The organism is Halobacillus alkaliphilus, assembly GCF_900113125.1.
Taxonomy (GTDB): Bacteria; Bacillota; Bacilli; order Bacillales; family Halobacillaceae; genus Halobacillus; species Halobacillus alkaliphilus.
Map to the genome: position 1 here is coordinate 1 of NZ_FOOG01000012.1, position 17,822 is coordinate 17,822.

Genomic DNA, 17,822 nt, shown 5'->3' on the forward strand with positions numbered 1-17,822 from the left:
TTTTCTACCCCGATCACATCGTGGTTTTTGATGATTTCGGTAGAAATTTTATGCAGATAATCCTTGCGAGCGTTCGCAATCTTTTCGTGGAGTCTGGCTACTTTAATACGTTGCTTATGCCAATTCGAAGAACCCTTTTCCCTTCGGGAAAGGATACGTTGAGCTTTTGCTAGTTTCTTTTCGGTCTTACGTAGGTATCGTGGGTTTTCATAGGTGGTGCCATTCGATAGAACAGCGAAGTCTTTCAATCCGAGATCAATGCCAACGTAAGCGTTGGATTTAGGAAGTTCCTGAATATCTGTTTTAACAAGAATCGATACAGAATATTTTCCGGTCGGATTGCGGCGAACCGTCGCACTCAAGATGCGATCTTTCACTTCATGACGCTTGGCATATCACGGAAGGGAGAATATTCAAAGGCATCGCCTTACGGCAACGGCATTCATCTCCCCTCACCACCGGTCTTCGACACGGCGCTTGAAGAGGGAGTCTTCTGCTGATGAATGATAAAAAGGAGTGAATAAGCATGAAAAAAAACACAAGATCCGGAAATGGTTATGAACATAAAAAATGTCTACCTCTATCAAGTAATGGGGCTAAATCAATTTCTCCTACCAAGGATAAAGACGACTTCCCTACCACGATTTTGAATAAATATTTCACACTTGGCGACAAAATCAAAGTATATGCAGGAAGTAAACTACTCGATCAGCGAGGAACATTTTTAACAGCCGGACCTGATTTCTTTATATGGATTGATGGTGATGGATATGTACGGTTACAAATTATCGGCGGTGGAATTAGTATTGGTCAATCGAAAGAGAAAAAATAAGAAACAGACATTAGCCCTGTGCTAGTGTCTGTTTCGACAATATAAAGGGATACATATAGTAATGTAATAGAGATCAGAATGAGGTGAAGGGAATGAAAGAAACTGTATTGGTCATAGCAGCACATCCAGATGATGAACTATTGGGGACAGCTGGTACGCTAAAAAGGTTAGTAGATCAAGGAAATAGAGTCGTATCAATCATTACAGCAAACGGAAGAAAGGAAGAGGCTCATCATATCCAACAGCTTGCCCGAAAAGCAAACAAAGAGATTGGAATAGAAGAAGTTATTTTTCTGGAGCATCCTAACCTGGAATTAGAAATGATACCTCTTCATCTATTTACCAAGGAAATCGAAAAATTAATTGATATCTATCAACCTACTAAGATTTTTACCCATCATTACGGCGATGTGAATATTGATCACCAAATTACGTTTCAAGCAGTATTAACAGCGGTTCGTCCGCTACCAGATAGACAACCGATTGAATTGATCACATTTGAAACGGTATCCTCAAGTGAATGGAATACCCAGACAAATGATAAGCAATTTAAACCAAACTATTATGTGAACATTTCAACGGTGATTGTTCAGAAAATTGCTTCCTTAAAACATTATGAAGTGGAAATGCGAGAGTTTCCACACCCACGTTCCTATGAGGGAGTCAAACGGTTGGCAAGTGTTCGAGGTATGACGGTTGGAGTACCGTATGCGGAAGCATTTGAAGTAATAAGGAGGGTCTGGAAATGAAGGAACTAATTTTTCCTTACCCTTACCTTGTTTATGCTCTCGACAAATATTATGGAGTAAAATCAAAGCCCATAACGGCAAAAATAAAGGATGAGGGGAAAGGTTCTGAACGGAAAAAAGAACACAAAAAGAAATTAAATACGAAAAAGATGAAAAGTAAACCTGGACGCAAGAAATTATCCATTCTGATAGCGACTTTTTGGGACTATCCTCATACAGGTGGTCTTTCCAATTACATTACTACTTTAAGAGAAGGCTTGAGGTCTTTAGGCCACAAAGTGGATGTCATTGCTCCGAATCAGTTTTCAAAAATGGAGGTAGAAAAGCTGCGTGAGGTGATTGTTCCGGAATTAAAAACTTTTTTTAAACATCGATACGGATCATATACAAGCAAAATCATACAGAGCTCTCGATTACTCTACATTTATGAACAGATGATGAAATCTGTGAAACTGGAAAACTACGATATACTTCATGCCCAGGATTTATTCACAGCCAATATATTAGGGAGATTCAATGAGGATTTAGGCAAACCTCTTCTTTTCACCCCACATGGCATGTTCACCTTTAACAGAGTCAAATTTAACCGAATTGAAAAAGGGTCAGTAGAAGAAGTGTATTACAAAAAAATTGAGAAAAAAGCTATTGAATATGCGACCCATATGGTCATTTTAAGTGACTCTTTCCGTGATCCATTGAGTTCACTTGGAGCAAAATCTGCGTATCTGACAACAATTAATACAGGGATTGATTTTAAAACCATTGATCGCGGTAAAACGAGTGAAAAAATTGTGATTTCATGCATTGCAAGACTTGGACCTAGAAAGGGACATTCGGATTTACTTAATGCCCTATCTCGCATGAATGAAACAAGTCATCAGGTTGAGGTACAAATTGTCGGAGACGGGGAAATGCGTGAAGCGCTTGAAGCTCAAGTCAAATCGTTGAGACTATCCAACGTACGATTCTTAGGAAAGCGGGATGATATTCCTTCCATATTAAGTGAAACAGATATATTTGTTCTTCCAACGATTAATGACAACCTTCCCATTTCCGTTATTGAAGCCATGCATGGCGGTGTAGCGATTCTGACAACTGATTGTGGCGGTATTACAGAAATCGTTCATCATAATGAAACCGGAATTATTGTTGAGCCAGGAAATGTCCATCAGTTAGCAACTCAACTCCAACACTTGATTGGAAATGAAGCATTGCGAAAGAAACTTGGCGGCAATGCGCATCAATATGCCAAAAGTCACCTCACCCGGGAGGCCATGGTAGGCAGGATTGAAGTGATTTACCAAAATCTAATAGCTTCGGGGGAAAAATGATGTCGTCATCACATCCAGCTGTTGTCCTTGATTTAAGCGCTAATGGAGTTGGCATCATTCATGCCCTTTCCCGAAAAGGAATTGATGTATATGCATTTGATACAGAAGGTCCATATTCAAAGGGAAAATCAAGACTTGCACTATGTGGGATATGCCCAAGCCCCTTGAACCAAGAAGCAGAGCTGCTGTCATTTTTAAAAGGAATAGCGATGGATCTTGATAAGAAGCCTGTGCTTTACGCAGGTGCAGATGATTATGTTGTCTTTATCTCAAAATACAGGAACGAATTATCCCAGTACTACCTGTTTTTGTATCCTGATCACTCTTTGATTATGGATTTATTAGATAAAAAGAAAACCTATGAATTAGCAATGAAATATAACATCCCAACAGCTAAAACCTTTTTTGTGGAAAATGAAGAGCAGCTCGATGAGGCGATTACTCAATTAGAATTCCCATGTATCTTAAAGCCAGTATTCGGACATGAATTCAGAAAACATGTAAATAAGAAAGCCATTCATATTCAAGACGCCATCCAGTTAAAGAAAAACTATCCTATTTATCGAGAGTTCGGTGATCTTATTATTCAGGAGATCATCCCTGGAGATAACCAGTGTTTCTATAAAGTGGCTGCATTTTTCGGGGAGGATATGGAATTACTTGCTCTTTTCACTCTCCAAAAGAACCACCAATTTCCTTCACAATTCGGAACGGGAGCGCATATCGTGAGCAAACGAATACCTGACCTGGTCGATGTAGGTGTTCCATTATTGAAGGAGTTAACACTAAAGGGAGTAGGTATGATTGAATATAAAAAAGATCCACGGGATGGACAATATAAGCTCATTGAAATCAACCCCAGGTTTTGGCTGTCCCATAGTTTAACCGGTCATTCCGGAGTTGACTTTGCCCATCAATATTACCTGTACCTTACAGGTCAACGCCCCTCTCCAAAACTTCAGCAAATTTCCGGGGTGCATTGGATTTATCTAGTACGTTACTTCCTTACCTATCTTGAAAAAAGAAAAAATGGTGAAATGAGCTTAAAAGACTTCTTTTATGGACTCAAAGGAAAAAAAGTATTCGCTCTTCTAGCCTTTGATGATCCTATGCCATTTATCAGGAGTACCATGTCTCACCTGCGGAATACGTGGAAAAGAAAGCGAAGGAGTGATTGAGTATGAATACACCACAAGAATTGAATGCTATGTTTCATAAACATGGAATCGAAGAAAAACTCTCCAGCTCCCTTGGAAATAAAGTTACCATTCAGGCTTCATCCATCCAAAACCTTAAATCAACTAAAAGAAGCAGCATTTACCAGCTTTCGCTACAAAAAAACACCGACACCCTCCCTATCATTTTTAAAATCTACCATTCTAACAAATACAAAAATGAAATCGAGATTAATGTCTACAGTCAAGCCTATCCTTTTTTAAAAGAGTTTCTTCCTAAAATCTATCTGATGGAGAAACATGGAGATGATACTTGGGTGTTCATGGAGTTCGTTCGCCAAATTCGCGGACAACTGACCTTCACTCCTAAACATTTTGATTATATTATTCCAACCCTTGCTAAACTTCACGCCCACACACACGAAGAAAATTTCAAGAAAGAAAAAAGCATTTTTCAAAATTGGCTTCCCATTTACAATTCGGGAAAAATGAAAAAAGATCGGGAAAAATTTATCTCAAATACAATGACCTTTCTAGACGATGCCACGAAGGATAAACAATTGAGAGACATAATCAAACCACATTATAAGCCATTAAAAAACTTATATAGCAACGGTCCTGACTTCTTTCCGGAACTATTGACAAGCGGATATTCCATTACACATGGAGATCTTCATATGCAGAATATTTGTTCTAAAGATGTCAGCAAAAACGAACCCTGGGCGATTCAATTTATCGATTGGGAATCTGCCAAATATGCTCCGACATGGTTTGATATGATTGTCCTGGTAGAAATCTTACTAGGTTTTCGGAAAGATTGGCAATGCAATGCAGAAGAAATTCGAACCCATGCCGTCGACGTGTACACGAATGAAATGAAGAAATATGGAATCAAGTTTAAAACCAAACCCATTCATTTATACAAAATGGCGTACCTTCAACGAACCCTTGAAAAAGGATTGCACACTCAGCTGAGACGTATCTTTGATAACCGTGGAGGTGAGCTTCTTCCCTACCATTTAGAAAAGATATCTACCTGGGGAAGTGAACTGGGAATCTATAAATAGATACGAAAGGATGAGAAAACTTGAGTCGAATGCCCTCTTTCAGCATTCATCCCTCTCTGCTTGCCATCATGGATCAGTATTATGGTATGGAAAAAGACTATAAGAAGCCTCTCACACTCCAATCATTCGGTAAGAAGAGAAAAGGTAATGATTCAAAACCCATGAAAATCTTATACGTTACATTTTTCCAATACCCTCATACGGGTGGATTATCTCACTATATCACTTCTTTAAAAAACGGTTTTACTAAGATGGGGCATAGTGTCGATGTACTAGCGCCCAATCACATGCCTTCAGAGCAGCTGGAAGGGTGGATTCCTGAAGCTGAATTTGAAGCCCGTAAGTTTATGAATGGACGCTACGGATTAATCAATGAAAAAATCGTTAAAAATCTCAGTTACCTTCATGTATTTGAGTGGTTCCTAAAAGAAAAAAATCTCCAGCAATATGACATCATACACGCTCAAGACCTTTTTGCCCTCTTCATCCTAGGACATTTAAACCAAACGTACCAAAAACCCTTACTCTTTACGCCTCACGGGTTCTTTACGAAAAGCCGCTTAAAATTCAATAAAATACAGAAAGGTTCCATTGAAGAAGCCTACTTTACTGAAATTGAGAAAGTAGGTATTGAAGCAAGTACTGAAATCGTGATGATTTCAGATTCCTTTCGACCTAACTTAATAGATTTCGGTGCAAAAGAAGAAAGGATGACCACCGTTCATACGGGCATTGATTTTAACCCCCTACCTCATAAAAATCATGAAAACATCATCCTAACGTGTGTTTCGCGTCTATCTCCACGTAAAGGTCATGGTCTTCTTTTAAAAGCATTATCCAAGATTCGTGAACACCTGACTAATGTAGAAGTATGGATTGTCGGTGATGGTGTCATGAAGGAAAAACTAATGGAACAAGCGAAAGAACTTAAGCTAAATAACGTAACCTTTTTTGGGAAACGGCACGATATACCCTATATTCTTTCCATGTCGGACATCTACGTGTTAGCTACAGTGAATGACAACTTCCCCCTATCCGTCATGGAAGCAATGTTTTCCCGCCAAGCAGTCATCTCCACCACATGTGGCGGAATCCCGGAAATGGTTCAACATGAAGAAACAGGCATACTTTGTGAACCAGGTAACGTCGAACAACTGGCCCATGCGATAAAGCGTTTCATAACGAATAAGGAAGAACGTTATAGGTTTGCTAAGGCTGCTGAATCCTATGCACGTCAACACCTTACCAGTGAAGTTATGACGAGAAAATTCGAACAGATCTATCAAATATATCTATGAAGAAAGGAGCCTCATCATGAGGGAGAATGAAATGATCCAGGATCATACATGAAGATTTTAGTTACAGGTGGTGCCGGATTTATCGGTTCACAACTAGTAAATCTATTGCTAGCTGAAGGTCACACTCCGATTATTCTAGACAACTTCTCTAATGGCAGGAAGGAAAACGTGCCAAGTGGAGTCAAAATATATAAAAAAAATCTATTATGCGAAAAAGTTGAGAGAATTTTTGAAAAAGAAAAACCCGACATTGTTATGCATCTAGCTGCCCAAGTAAGCGTAGCTAAATCACTTGAAAACCCTGCAGAAGATACAGCAGTCAATGTATTAGGAACCGTAAAGTTGTTGGAGTATAGCATCAAATATGGTGTTAAAAAATTCATCTTCTCCTCTTCCAGTGCCGTATACGGCTACACTAGTGAACCCATCCATGAAGAAAGTTCTACTAGTCCGATTTCCTTTTATGGCACCTCAAAATTAGTATCTGAAACGTATATCAAACTATTTAATACGCTCTATAATCTTCCATACACTATCTTTCGTTACGCCAATGTTTATGGCCCCAGACAACGATCGGATGGCGAAGGTGGAGTGATAAGCATCTTTATTGAACAATTATTACGTAATGAAGCACCGGTTATTTTTGGAGATGGAAACCAAACACGCGACTTTGTTTACGTAGATGATGTAGCACGGGCAAATCTTCTTGCCATTACAAATGCAGACAACCAAATCATCAATATTGGCAGCAATACTCAAACATCCATCAATCTACTCTATACCCTCCTTTCAAACCAACTCCACTCTTTGCAAAAGCCAAACTACGTAGCGAAGCGGGAAGGAGATATTTTACACAGTAACCTTTTAAATTCTAAAGCTCTAAACTATCTAAAATGGGAGCCTCAATATGATCTAAGCGCCGGTTTAGACAGTACTGTTGAATATTTTAAAACGAAATTGAAGAATGATGAGTGATTCATAACTCGAGCAAACACAAAGGAAAAGGGTTTGGAGAATTCCAATCCCTTTTCCTTTATAGTGAATGATTAAGGAAAAAAATTTTATGCTCAATCTGTTTCTTACTTTCTTTTTAAAAAAACCCCAACATAAACAACCACCAATAAAAGTACTTAAAATAAAATAAACTCTCATCCAAACATCATAAAGTTAGATAGGTAACGTTTATAAATCTAAGGAGAATAAGATCGATAATTATTATGGTGAAGAGATTGTATATATAGTAATCCGGAGAACATGGTACAGACCTTTACTGCAGTATGGAGGATAAAGTGTCCGCAAACGTAAGCCAAGCAAAATAGTTGGATAGAAAAGCTGACCCAGATGAATAAATCCGAGTCAGCTTTTTTCATTCTCATTGGTTATGTTCCATTTTTTAAAATTCTTGCTAGGTGCATCTCTATTCGTACCCTACATGTTATATACACCTTTCTTATTTCTTGAATCGTCATTTCTGGATGCATTTCGTCCATTAGTATTATGTGCACGAATCTATTATGTAGCATTCGAGCGGAAGCGTTATGCTGAGAAATTTCTTATCGATTTAGTTGCAATCTGGGAAGGTGGGATCGCCATTCATGGTGCAATAATCAGAGCCACCTTAACAGGTATGATTTTTACAAGGGTGCGTAATATCCTTTATTGAAACTTGTAGATATTGCTGCTCCAAGTATTATCCTCGGTCAAGCAATTGAACGCTGGGGGAACTTCATGAACCAGGAAGACCACGGGGGATATTTCCTTAAAGTAAAAGTACAATACAATAGAATAGATTAAAAAAATGTGAAGACCAGTCGCTAATTTGTATTATTTCATGTAGCCCCCTGACTTTATTTATAAGAGGGACGCCATATTTATGTGTGTAAATGATCTTGTAAATCTGTATGAATTACAAAAATAAATGGCGGTTATCTAAACTAAATATTTCACTAAAATCCACCCTAGTGAAATTAAAACAAGGAATGACACAAGCAGTATGATTATTACGATCCCGATTTCTCTTTTACAATACCATAAATATTCATAATAATTTATTTCGCCCTTTGCAAAGCGTAAACCATTCAAATTTGATTTTATAGAGTAAAGTTTTCCATTATCGTCTGATAAAATTATTTTATCAATTAAAACAGTGGAAGTTAGAAATTCAAATTCAGGATTATTCTGGACAAGTATAGACGTTCCGTCAGCCAAAATTAACTTTATCGGTTTATAAATTGAATTTTCCTGGATTTCTATAAAAAAGCCTTTAACCTGTTGTTCAATTGCACCGCTGTCCAAACACATCATAATCACCCCTCCATTATTTTACTTCAGTTTAAGAAATACGTGAATCTTATCTGAATTCACGTATTTCTTTTATTAGGACCACATCACAAAGGAAGTCAACCCGCTTTTAATAAGGATGGGGATTATTACACTAACCAAAGCACTCGTAAGAGTCTTTAAGATTTAGACTAAATTTAAATTAATCCAGTCAAAATCCAGTCATTTAAACGGTTACTTTTAGCTTCGAGTATAGAAATTTTTTTCTAGAGCAGGATGTAATCTCATAGTTTTATTCCATGTCTAACTTCCACTTTAATATGTCATTAAATTTCTGATTGTTTTAGAGATAGATTCTTCGGATTAAAGCCTGGCAACCCTTCATCCTTCTCAACTACCCGAATTACTCAATACTTGGCTTAGCTATCCCTATTTGCCCAGAAATAAAAACATTTTTCTTTTCTACCCAGTCTGTTAATTGCAATTGTTTAATTTTATTAGCTTGATGATCCGCCGGTCCATTAGTAATAACGTTAAAGATAAATATTCAGGACATAATATCCCATAAATTTTTGTATATTTTCTGTTTAGTAGAAACAACTATAATCATATACGCTATCAAGATTTGACAAAAAACATTGACAATATGTGGGAGGATCATTCATGTCAAGAAAAAAGTATACATATGATAAAGATATGGTGTTGGACTTAGTAAGTAATTCCAAGAAAAAATACACTGAAATTGCGAAGGAAACAAATTGTCCATATTCAACGGTGATTTACTATGGTCGGAAAATTAGAGGACAACCCCGTAGGGTAGATGTTCCAATTAATTCAATAGAATTAAATCCAAACCCTAACCGTACCCCTAAAGAAACTATCAAATTGAATGAAGACCCCGATATTTTTTGGATCGAAGAGCAAGATGTCTTCATTAATGAAGCAGAAGTGCAAGTATCTCACATGATTCGCTCAGCAAAGATCCTTGGAATAAAAAAATTGCATATCACAGTACGTAAATAAAGCGAATCTCCACAGTTGTTTATAGTTAAACAACTGTGGAGATTTTATTTTTCTAGATATTTAGGCCCATATTGCATTTGAAGTGTTTAGACATTACTTCATCAATATTAAAAAATACCCCAGACTAACTTTTCCATTTACATGCTCATTTGCTGTTTGTTTAGAAAAAATATCTTTAATCTTCATTTTCTATCACATTCAAGAAACACTATTAGAATCAAACATATTGGAAAATAAAAACACCATTTCCCAGGTGCAGTATGAAAACAAAACATTGTTTAGAAGGTTAGCAAATTTATTACGGAATCGCATTATAGTCGATCTTTTTTATTGAAAAATTGTATTGCTCTTTCTTTTTTTCAGTTATTAATCGGAACTTACGGAAGTATCTTTTCTATATTAAAAAAACATATTTCATCTAAATTGATAGTAGTAAAAATAGAGCAGGATTTTATATCTAAGTTATGTATAGATTTTGAAAAGTTTTTATGGTTAAAATAAGGGTGCTTACAGCTATCGAAATAATCCAGGTGTGCCAACTTTTGGATAACCGTACATGCTAGCCTCCAAAAAAAGCGGCATGATTATTTCTGGCAGGCATTTTAGAATATAGAGATGTACGTAGAGGATCCAAGTCAATTTACTTAAGTATCTAATTCCAGTAGTCAAATCTACTTTTTAAAAACTAATGGTTCACTAATGGCACAGATGGATCTTTTACTTTTCCGAGATGGGTCAAAAACATGGCAGAGGTAAATCTAACCTATGTCTTTCTACATAAGGATTTAAATGTAATACTTGGTTTATTCTCATAATCTGATGGAATTACCTTGCTCATAAAATATCTCAATAGGACATGTTAATCTTTACTAAGAATTGGAGTCATCGATGAGTAAGAACTTTAGAACTACACGCACCATATTAATAGTAAGTCTCATTTTGTACATATTTATAGCAATAGGTTTAAGATTATTTTTTATCAACTACACTGATGTTAATACCGAATTCTCGGCAGAGAAAGGAGTTATAGATCTAAGAAATTGGGACTTCAACGAGGAAAAAGAAGTTAGTCTACGCGGTGAATGGGAATTTCAACCTGGTGAGCTGACTACAACCAATACACCATTTAACGAATACATCCTTGTACCCAGTAATTGGAAGTTGAACATGGAAAATCATAAACAAACTCCTGGCGCCATCGGGAAAGGAACATACCGACTTCAAATATTACTACCTGAAAATATTAATCCATTCCTTATTTTACGAATTGAAACTTTTGTATCTGCGGGAGAAATATTTTTGAATGGTAAACAAATTAATGAATTCAATACAATCAATTCTACTACTGTTACAAAACGGGGGTCGTTCTCAACTTTTTTCCACCACCATACGAAAGAGATGGAATTAATCATTAAGGTTTCAAACAACCAGATTCCTTCAGTTGGCGGGATAATAGGGGAAGTAGGGTTGGGGACTACTAATAAGATTCTATCGGACTCTAGATTCTACCAATCCTTGCAAATAGGGGCAGCTATAGTTTTTGCGCTTCATAGTGTTTATTCTTTTTTTACTTACTTTTACAGTAAGAGAAAAAACAAAGAATTTCTTTACTATGCATTGATGTTAGCAGTTTCTAGTTTCTTAATATTGATTGATTATTCAGTTATCCTCCAACTCCCTTTTGCAATAGAGATAGATTACAAAATCATCATCATAACGCATTTGGCTATACTGATTACTATTATTCAATTTCTAAATCACTTATTTGAGATCCAAATTAAACACCCCTATCGTATCGGTATAATTTATGTTTCTTTTATGCTTGGGGTCTTAGTTACACCTATACGCTACTTAGATAATATGCAATTATTTATTGTCTTATTTTTCTTAGTTGGATTGCTATATTTATTCTTTATAACTATAAAACAGGTCTTAAGTGGAAAATCACATATAATTTTCATACTATTTTTTCTCATTAGTTATACGTCAAATCTCTTATGGGAGGTAGGTCGTAACGCCAGTATTACTTACTTTCCTTACTACCCAGTTGATTCATTAATGGCGGTCATAATGATTTCTTGCTATTTGGCTGTTCGACACATTCGATTGATAAAGACTAGTGAAAAGCAAAGGAAGAAGTTGGAGTACACTGATAAATTAAAGGATGACTTTATAACTCATACTAGTCGTGAACTTCGAAATCCTATTCAATCAATATTAAACATTTTGGAATGTACGCTAAATAAACCCAATAGTTCTATAAAAAAAGATGATAAGAACAATTTGAATCTAATAGTTAACCTTACAAATAAAGTTAATTATTTATTAGATGACATCTCAGATGTGAATCACATAAAAAACAAAAGAATTAAACTGGATATAACAAATGTACATCTTTACTCTATAGCTGCAGCTGCCGTGGATATAGTGAGCGTTTTGTTAGAGGAGAAACCAATTACATTTAAATTAAAAATTCCCTCTGATTTACCTCCTGTCTCAGCAGATAAAGACCGCTTAATGCAAATTTTATTAAACCTAATTCATAATGCCGGGAAATTTACCAACAGTGGAGAAATTACTATTGAGGCAAAAATTAAAAATGGTATGGCTGTAGTTTCTGTAAAAGATACAGGCATAGGGATCCATAAAAGTAATCTTATAGATATCTTTCGACTGTACGAAAAAAATACAGATAACCTACTTTCATTTAAAGAAGGTATGGGGCTAGGATTATCCATTACAAAGGAGTTAGTAGAATTGCAAGGGGGGGAGGTTAGTGCGGAATCTACTCCAGGCGTTGGATCTACTTTTTCTTTCACCCTGCTTCTAGCTAACAATCCTGCAAAAGAACTTACTGAGAACCTTCCCTTATTAGAGGCGATCCCGGATCATTTTGAACAACCTTATGTGGGATTAAATGAAAGCGCTTCTGAATCGGAAGAAAATGCCGCAAGAATTTTAATTGTAGACAGTCCACTTAATATCAATATATATAGAAAAGTATTAAATGGTTACAATATAACTTCAGCCTTTGATGGAGAGGAAGCCCAGGAATTAATTAAAAGTAATAGCTTTGATTTGTTAATAGTTGCTGTAATCTTACCATCCATGTCTGGCTATTCATTAACTAAAATTATTCGAGAGAAGTACTCAATGGTAGAATTACCCATATTATTAATTACGTCCAGAAATCGCCCAGAAGATAATAAAGCAGTTTTTCTATATGAAGCTAATGATTATATATCAAAGCCTGTAAATTACTATGAATTTAAAGCTAGGGTTCTAGCTTTAACTCAATTAAGGAAATCTGTCAAAGAAAAAATGAGATTTGAAGCTGCATGGCTTCAAGCACAAATTAAACCTCATTTTATTTTTAACACCTTAAATGCAATTGTTTCCCTAAATGAATTTGACAAAAAATTAATGCTTAGACTATTAGAAGAATTCGGAAATTATTTAAGAAGAAATGTTGATATCTTAAACACTGAATCGCTTATACCCGTGAGGAAAGAACTGGATCTTGTTAAATCTTATCTGTTTATTCAGAAAGAACGATTTAGAGATAAGGTTCAGATAAACTGGGATATAGACTGTATTGACTTTAAAATCCCTCCTCTGGCCATACAGACCATAGTAGAGAATGCGGTGATTCATGGGATTTTAAAAAATGTTGAAGGAGGACGGCTTACTCTCCGGATAAAAGAACGGCCATCTGAATATGAAATATTTATTGAAGACAATGGGCCAGGAATGAACACAGAAGAAATCAATCACATATTTTATACAGACCATAGCAAAGAAGAATCAGGAGATATAGGAATTGGTTTAATGAATACGGATAGACGTTTAAAGCAGTTATTTGGAACGGGACTGGAAATCTCCAATAATAAGGATGACAAGGGGACCATAATCCACTTTACAATTCCAAAGGTTTAGGAAACCTAGAATAATTAGTTCGGGGTGATATTGACTATGAAGGTCATTCTAATAGACGATGAACCACTAGCGTTGGATATTCTTGAATCTAAATTGAATAAGTTAAATGATGTAATAGTGGCTGACAAATTTACTTCAATAGATTTGTATGAGAAAGAACGTCTTATTAAGGATATTGATTGCGCTTTTCTAGATATTGAAATGCCCGGGATCAATGGCATCGAACTTGCTAAAAGTCTGCTAAAAATAAACCCTGATTTGTTTATTGTTTTTGTTACAGCCTTTAAAAATTATGCCGTTCAGGCATTTGAATTAAATGCAAAAGATTATTTATTAAAACCAATATCTGAACAAAGAGTCTCGAAAACTGTAGACCGAATTAAAAAACACTATAGACTCTATTCCAAAAATGAATCATATATGGATCAAACCCTTCAGATCAATCTATTTGGGGATTTAAGCTTTCAGTTTAATAACGATGAAGTAGTTAGAATCAAATGGAGAACTACTAAAGCTCGTGAACTTTTCATTTATCTAATTCAAAACCATGGAAAGCCTATCCCTAAGACTGAACTGATGTATATGCTTTGGCCTGACTTTAATGTTGAAAAAGCTTCTGCACAGTTATATACATCCATTTATCACATTCGAAATTCATTAAAGAGGTTTAAAAGTTATATAACAATTAAAAATATACATGAATCTTATATTTTAATTACTCAAAACGTCAAGATCGATTTTATCGAGTGGGAAAAAGGAATCGAGTCTCTCCCACCACTTTGTTCAGAAGTATTACCAGATTACGAAAAAATTATGTATAAGTTTACGAACACATATTTAGAAAAAGATGATTTTGTATGGGCAGATCCTGAGAGACATCGTTTAGAAAAATCATGGTATAAAATCGCCTCAGATATTGCCGTTTATTATTACGATAATAAGGAATGGAGAAAAGCTGAAGAATGGTTAACTAAAATATGCTCTATAAGTTCTGAAGATGAGAAATCCCATCTATTGTTAATGAAAGCTCTTGCAAAACAAGGAAATAGTTTTCTTGTTGAAAAGCAATACTATCAGTTAAGAAAAAACATGTATGAAATTGGTATAAGTATAAGTCCAGAAATTAATAGATGGTATAATAATTTTAAACAAGAAAATTTACTTTATTGAACTATCAGCCTCATAATGGATACTAAAAAAAGATCCATTATGGAGCGACATAGCTAAATAAGACAGAAAAAACACCCCCTGAGTCGTAGCAGTAATTATCGACAAATGGAGGTGTTTTTGTTATGAGGAAGAAAAAAGCGCATTCAGAACAAAAAATCGAACAGTTATCGTTAAATTAAAAAATGTTTTAAATTGCTAAAAGCGAGTTATTATCACCTTGGAGAACGCTTGTGATGGACGGGAAACTGCTTTGATAACACCCTCCTTTCACTTCTCGCTAAAGTCGAAAGGATTCAGAGGATATTCTATTCTGACCTTCTTCGTAAGAGTTTAAGAGACCTCGGGCTTCTAGTTCCATGTAAACTAATTTAATAAAATCATCTGAAAGACCTAATATTAAAGCTGCTTGATATGTTTCAACGAGCAATTCGTCGGAAAGCCACTTCATAGTACCCGCTCCTTTAAAAAATGAGGTCCTTACTAAACCTGCACGGTTTCTTTTATCAACTGTTCACCAAATGGGTATTTCTCACTATTCCATCTTTTAACCCCGACTAATAATTACATAAAATCAAAAAAATTATCTCCTAAATAATAAATCGTATACGGATCTCTTCTAGATTTAATAGCCTGGCATGAGCTTGTTTTATATGAGGATAAGTACCTTACGATCCAAAAAAGAGAGTCCTAGCTTTCATATTTTGGTTTTTAATATAAATATGCACGACAGTCTAAAGGTAAATGAACAATGTTTACGATAATAGAATTTTACAGTGATAAGATTAGACGCACGGTTTAAGGTATAAACCCGTTAGCTCATAACTAATAATTTCAAATACTATTTTCAGAACATCAAAAGAAAAGTCAACCATCTAGTGGAAGCGAAAAGTTTAGAAGGTGATAGTTAATTACACCAACTCATAAAAAGTTGAGAATTTCGGAGTAGAGTATAAATGATGGGAAAAGTCGCAAGAAAGTCGTCCGGAAATATCTGTAGTTGTAAAATAATTATAAGAAAAGTCCACTTTTTAAAGCGATATGTGGTTGTTCGGGAATGCAAAAATCAACGTATTACTGTTGGAAAGCGAGATTTCTATCACTACTTTATACAAATATCGAATCCTACCATTATAATTATAGTAGGAGGAAATCTGCACACTGCTAATAGGACAACCTACAAATTTTATTATAATTACTAGTCAAAATCGCACATTTATTATTTTTCTACTATATACGACCTTTTTTCAAATTAAACTACCACAGTCCTGCTGAATACAGGACTGTAGTAGTTTAGGTGTTTTTTCAATGTCATTTCTTAAAATTATTACGCCTTAGTTAATTAGGTTACTCTACTAAGGGGTGAGGCTATTAATTATTCCCCAGTATTCTTTTTTCGTCTGAACCAAAAGATAAGAAGAGCTGTAACCATAATAACCGAACCAAGCAATGTAAATCCAAGTGTTCCCTTTCCGCCAGTGTCAGGTATCTCCCAACCAGACTTCGAGTTTTCCACGTTCACTTGATTTTCCTCGGCTGACTCTTCTGTAATGGTAACTGTGAAAGGTTTAGCCGGAAGTCTGTACGCTTTTTCTTCCCCATTTTCATCTGTGTACGTTGGTGCTTGAACTTCCTTCAGCTGATAGTCACCCACGTTTAACCCTGTAATGATAATCTGGCCAGCTTCATCTGTGGTTAAACCTTCTAGAGAACTTACTTCCTCCCCGTTAACGCGGATTACAGAACTTTCCGGTAGTTGTACCTGGTTTCCTTCTGCATCCAACAGGTCAAAGATAGCCCCTTCCAGGGTACTGCCGTCATCGGCGTCTAACTTAACCACCGTTACACCACCATCAATTGGTCGTACAGTAGTCGGTGGTGTTTCAATATCCCCATCTTCACCTTGATCATTATTAAATGATAAAGCTGCATCGTTAGGAATACCTGTTTCTTCAGGGTTCAACTCAGCCGCTGGATTAATGGCAGCGGTGTACGTCATGGTTAACATGCTGACACCTTCGAGAGCGGCAAAGTCTGTTACCTCTGCTGTGATAAGTTGACCTTCTACACTGATATTGACGCCATTAAATGGTTCTCCATCTGCCGTAACTTCAATCGAATCTTCGACTAAAGAAAGACGAGCGTCCAGGTTATCGGTAACGTAATATTCGACATAATCCTGAATGTTCCCCGGCAATTGGGAATCAATTTGGTACCCATATTCAGCCGTCCGATTAATGTCTAATTCATTGACTAAGTCACCCGTATCTGGGTCCACAATCTTCTTGTCAATCTCCGGCATTTCATAGTTGTCTTTTTCGACTTCTACCATTTCACCCGTAACTTCACCTGACTCTGAAATCGTGCCAGGCAGGTCCACAGTGAAAGGAAGAGGTTCATTGCTTAACGCATAGCCTTCCGGCGCTTCTACTTCCACGAAGTAATAATCTCCAAATAGAAGATCTCCTACTTGAATGAGACCATTTTCATCCGTTGAGTAGGTGTCACCGATTTGCTCATCTTCCAGTTGAGAATACATCACCGGGACACTCTCATTATCCGGGAGATCAAGGACAAGTAAACCATTCGAATATTCTTCTCGTGAACCGGTAACTTTCAACTCTAGTTCATATAGAGCATCTCGACCTGACTGCACTTCACCAAAAACAGACTCCCACGAAGCTTCTAAATTAACTCCTTCATCAGCTACGGCTTCAAGGGGCTGCATTAAAAAAGGAGCGATTAAAGTATTATTGATGCTTTCCTTTTCTTCACCGCTACCTTTTTCAGTCGATGAAGAATCATCACTATCCTTTTCTACATTGGAATCCGATTCTTCACTTTCTTCTGACGTTTTTGCATCATTCTTTTCTGTTTCGTTTGAAGAATCCTTTGTTTCTTCGTCAGTTTCTTCTTCTACATTAGAATCCGATTCTTCACTTTCCTCTGACGTTTTTGCATCAT

13 protein-coding genes and 2 pseudogenes are annotated in these 17,822 nt (G+C 36.2%); 11 read left to right on the forward strand and 4 right to left on the reverse strand.

Annotated elements, in window-relative coordinates:
- Positions 1 to 395 (reverse strand): annotated as a pseudogene (locus BMZ06_RS08710) (RNA-guided endonuclease TnpB family protein); the annotation flags it as partial.
- Between the two features lie 131 nt (positions 396 to 526).
- Between BMZ06_RS08710 and BMZ06_RS08715 the strand changes: the two are divergent.
- From BMZ06_RS08715 to BMZ06_RS21040, 8 genes and pseudogenes are all read left to right on the forward strand, one after another.
- Complete coding sequence (locus BMZ06_RS08715; protein ID WP_089751672.1) at positions 527 to 832, forward strand: hypothetical protein; 306 nt, start codon at positions 527 to 529, stop codon at positions 830 to 832.
- Positions 833 to 924: 92 nt separating this feature from the next.
- Complete coding sequence (locus BMZ06_RS08720) at positions 925 to 1,581, forward strand: PIG-L deacetylase family protein (protein WP_089751673.1); 657 nt, start codon at positions 925 to 927, stop codon at positions 1,579 to 1,581.
- Entirely contained in the window at positions 1,578 to 2,912 is a 1,335-nt protein-coding gene (locus BMZ06_RS08725) for a glycosyltransferase family 4 protein (protein ID WP_089751674.1), read from the forward strand. The genes BMZ06_RS08720 and BMZ06_RS08725 overlap by 4 nt, the downstream gene beginning before the upstream one ends.
- Positions 2,912 to 4,090, forward strand: a complete 1,179-nt coding sequence (locus tag BMZ06_RS08730; RefSeq protein WP_089751675.1) for a carboxylate--amine ligase — start codon at positions 2,912 to 2,914, stop codon at positions 4,088 to 4,090. The genes BMZ06_RS08725 and BMZ06_RS08730 overlap by 1 nt, the downstream gene beginning before the upstream one ends.
- A gap of 2 nt (positions 4,091 to 4,092) precedes the next feature.
- The gene (locus tag BMZ06_RS08735; RefSeq protein ID WP_089751676.1) at positions 4,093 to 5,154 is read left to right on the forward strand and encodes a phosphotransferase; all 1,062 of its coding nucleotides are present in this window, start codon (positions 4,093 to 4,095) and stop codon (positions 5,152 to 5,154) included.
- A 29-nt stretch (positions 5,155 to 5,183) separates the two neighbouring features.
- Positions 5,184 to 6,452: a glycosyltransferase family 4 protein gene (locus BMZ06_RS08740; protein WP_245755988.1), complete on the forward strand. Its 1,269-nt coding sequence runs from the start codon at positions 5,184 to 5,186 to the stop codon at positions 6,450 to 6,452.
- Positions 6,453 to 6,500: 48 nt separating this feature from the next.
- Positions 6,501 to 7,427 (forward strand): NAD-dependent epimerase/dehydratase family protein, encoded by a 927-nt coding sequence (locus BMZ06_RS08745; RefSeq protein WP_089751677.1) that lies wholly within the window; start codon positions 6,501 to 6,503, stop codon positions 7,425 to 7,427.
- Positions 7,428 to 7,944: 517 nt separating this feature from the next.
- Positions 7,945 to 8,204 (forward strand): annotated as a pseudogene (locus BMZ06_RS21040) (prolipoprotein diacylglyceryl transferase family protein); the annotation flags it as partial.
- Positions 8,205 to 8,381: 177 nt separating this feature from the next.
- Here BMZ06_RS21040 and BMZ06_RS08755 read toward each other — a convergent pair.
- Positions 8,382 to 8,756 carry a hypothetical protein gene (locus tag BMZ06_RS08755; RefSeq protein WP_089751678.1) on the reverse strand — a complete coding sequence of 125 codons (375 nt, stop codon included), beginning with the start codon at positions 8,754 to 8,756 and terminating at the stop codon, positions 8,382 to 8,384.
- Between the two features lie 639 nt (positions 8,757 to 9,395).
- On the opposite strand from BMZ06_RS08755, the gene BMZ06_RS08760 reads away from it, so the two are divergent.
- From BMZ06_RS08760 to BMZ06_RS08770, 3 genes are all read left to right on the forward strand, one after another.
- Positions 9,396 to 9,755, forward strand: a complete 360-nt coding sequence (locus BMZ06_RS08760) for a hypothetical protein (protein WP_089751679.1) — start codon at positions 9,396 to 9,398, stop codon at positions 9,753 to 9,755.
- A gap of 888 nt (positions 9,756 to 10,643) precedes the next feature.
- Positions 10,644 to 13,691 (forward strand): ATP-binding protein, encoded by a 3,048-nt coding sequence (locus tag BMZ06_RS08765; RefSeq protein ID WP_089751680.1) that lies wholly within the window; start codon positions 10,644 to 10,646, stop codon positions 13,689 to 13,691.
- A 36-nt stretch (positions 13,692 to 13,727) separates the two neighbouring features.
- Positions 13,728 to 14,861 (forward strand): response regulator, encoded by a 1,134-nt coding sequence (locus tag BMZ06_RS08770; protein ID WP_089751681.1) that lies wholly within the window; start codon positions 13,728 to 13,730, stop codon positions 14,859 to 14,861.
- 277 nt (positions 14,862 to 15,138) lie between these two features.
- Here the strand turns inward: BMZ06_RS08770 and sda are convergent, their stop codons facing one another.
- Positions 15,139 to 15,309 carry a sporulation histidine kinase inhibitor Sda gene (gene sda / locus BMZ06_RS08775; RefSeq protein ID WP_089751682.1) on the reverse strand — a complete coding sequence of 57 codons (171 nt, stop codon included), beginning with the start codon at positions 15,307 to 15,309 and terminating at the stop codon, positions 15,139 to 15,141.
- Positions 15,310 to 16,233: 924 nt separating this feature from the next.
- On the reverse strand, positions 16,234 to 17,822 hold a 1,589-nt coding region (locus BMZ06_RS08780; RefSeq protein ID WP_175477841.1), incomplete at its 5' end, for a SpaA isopeptide-forming pilin-related protein.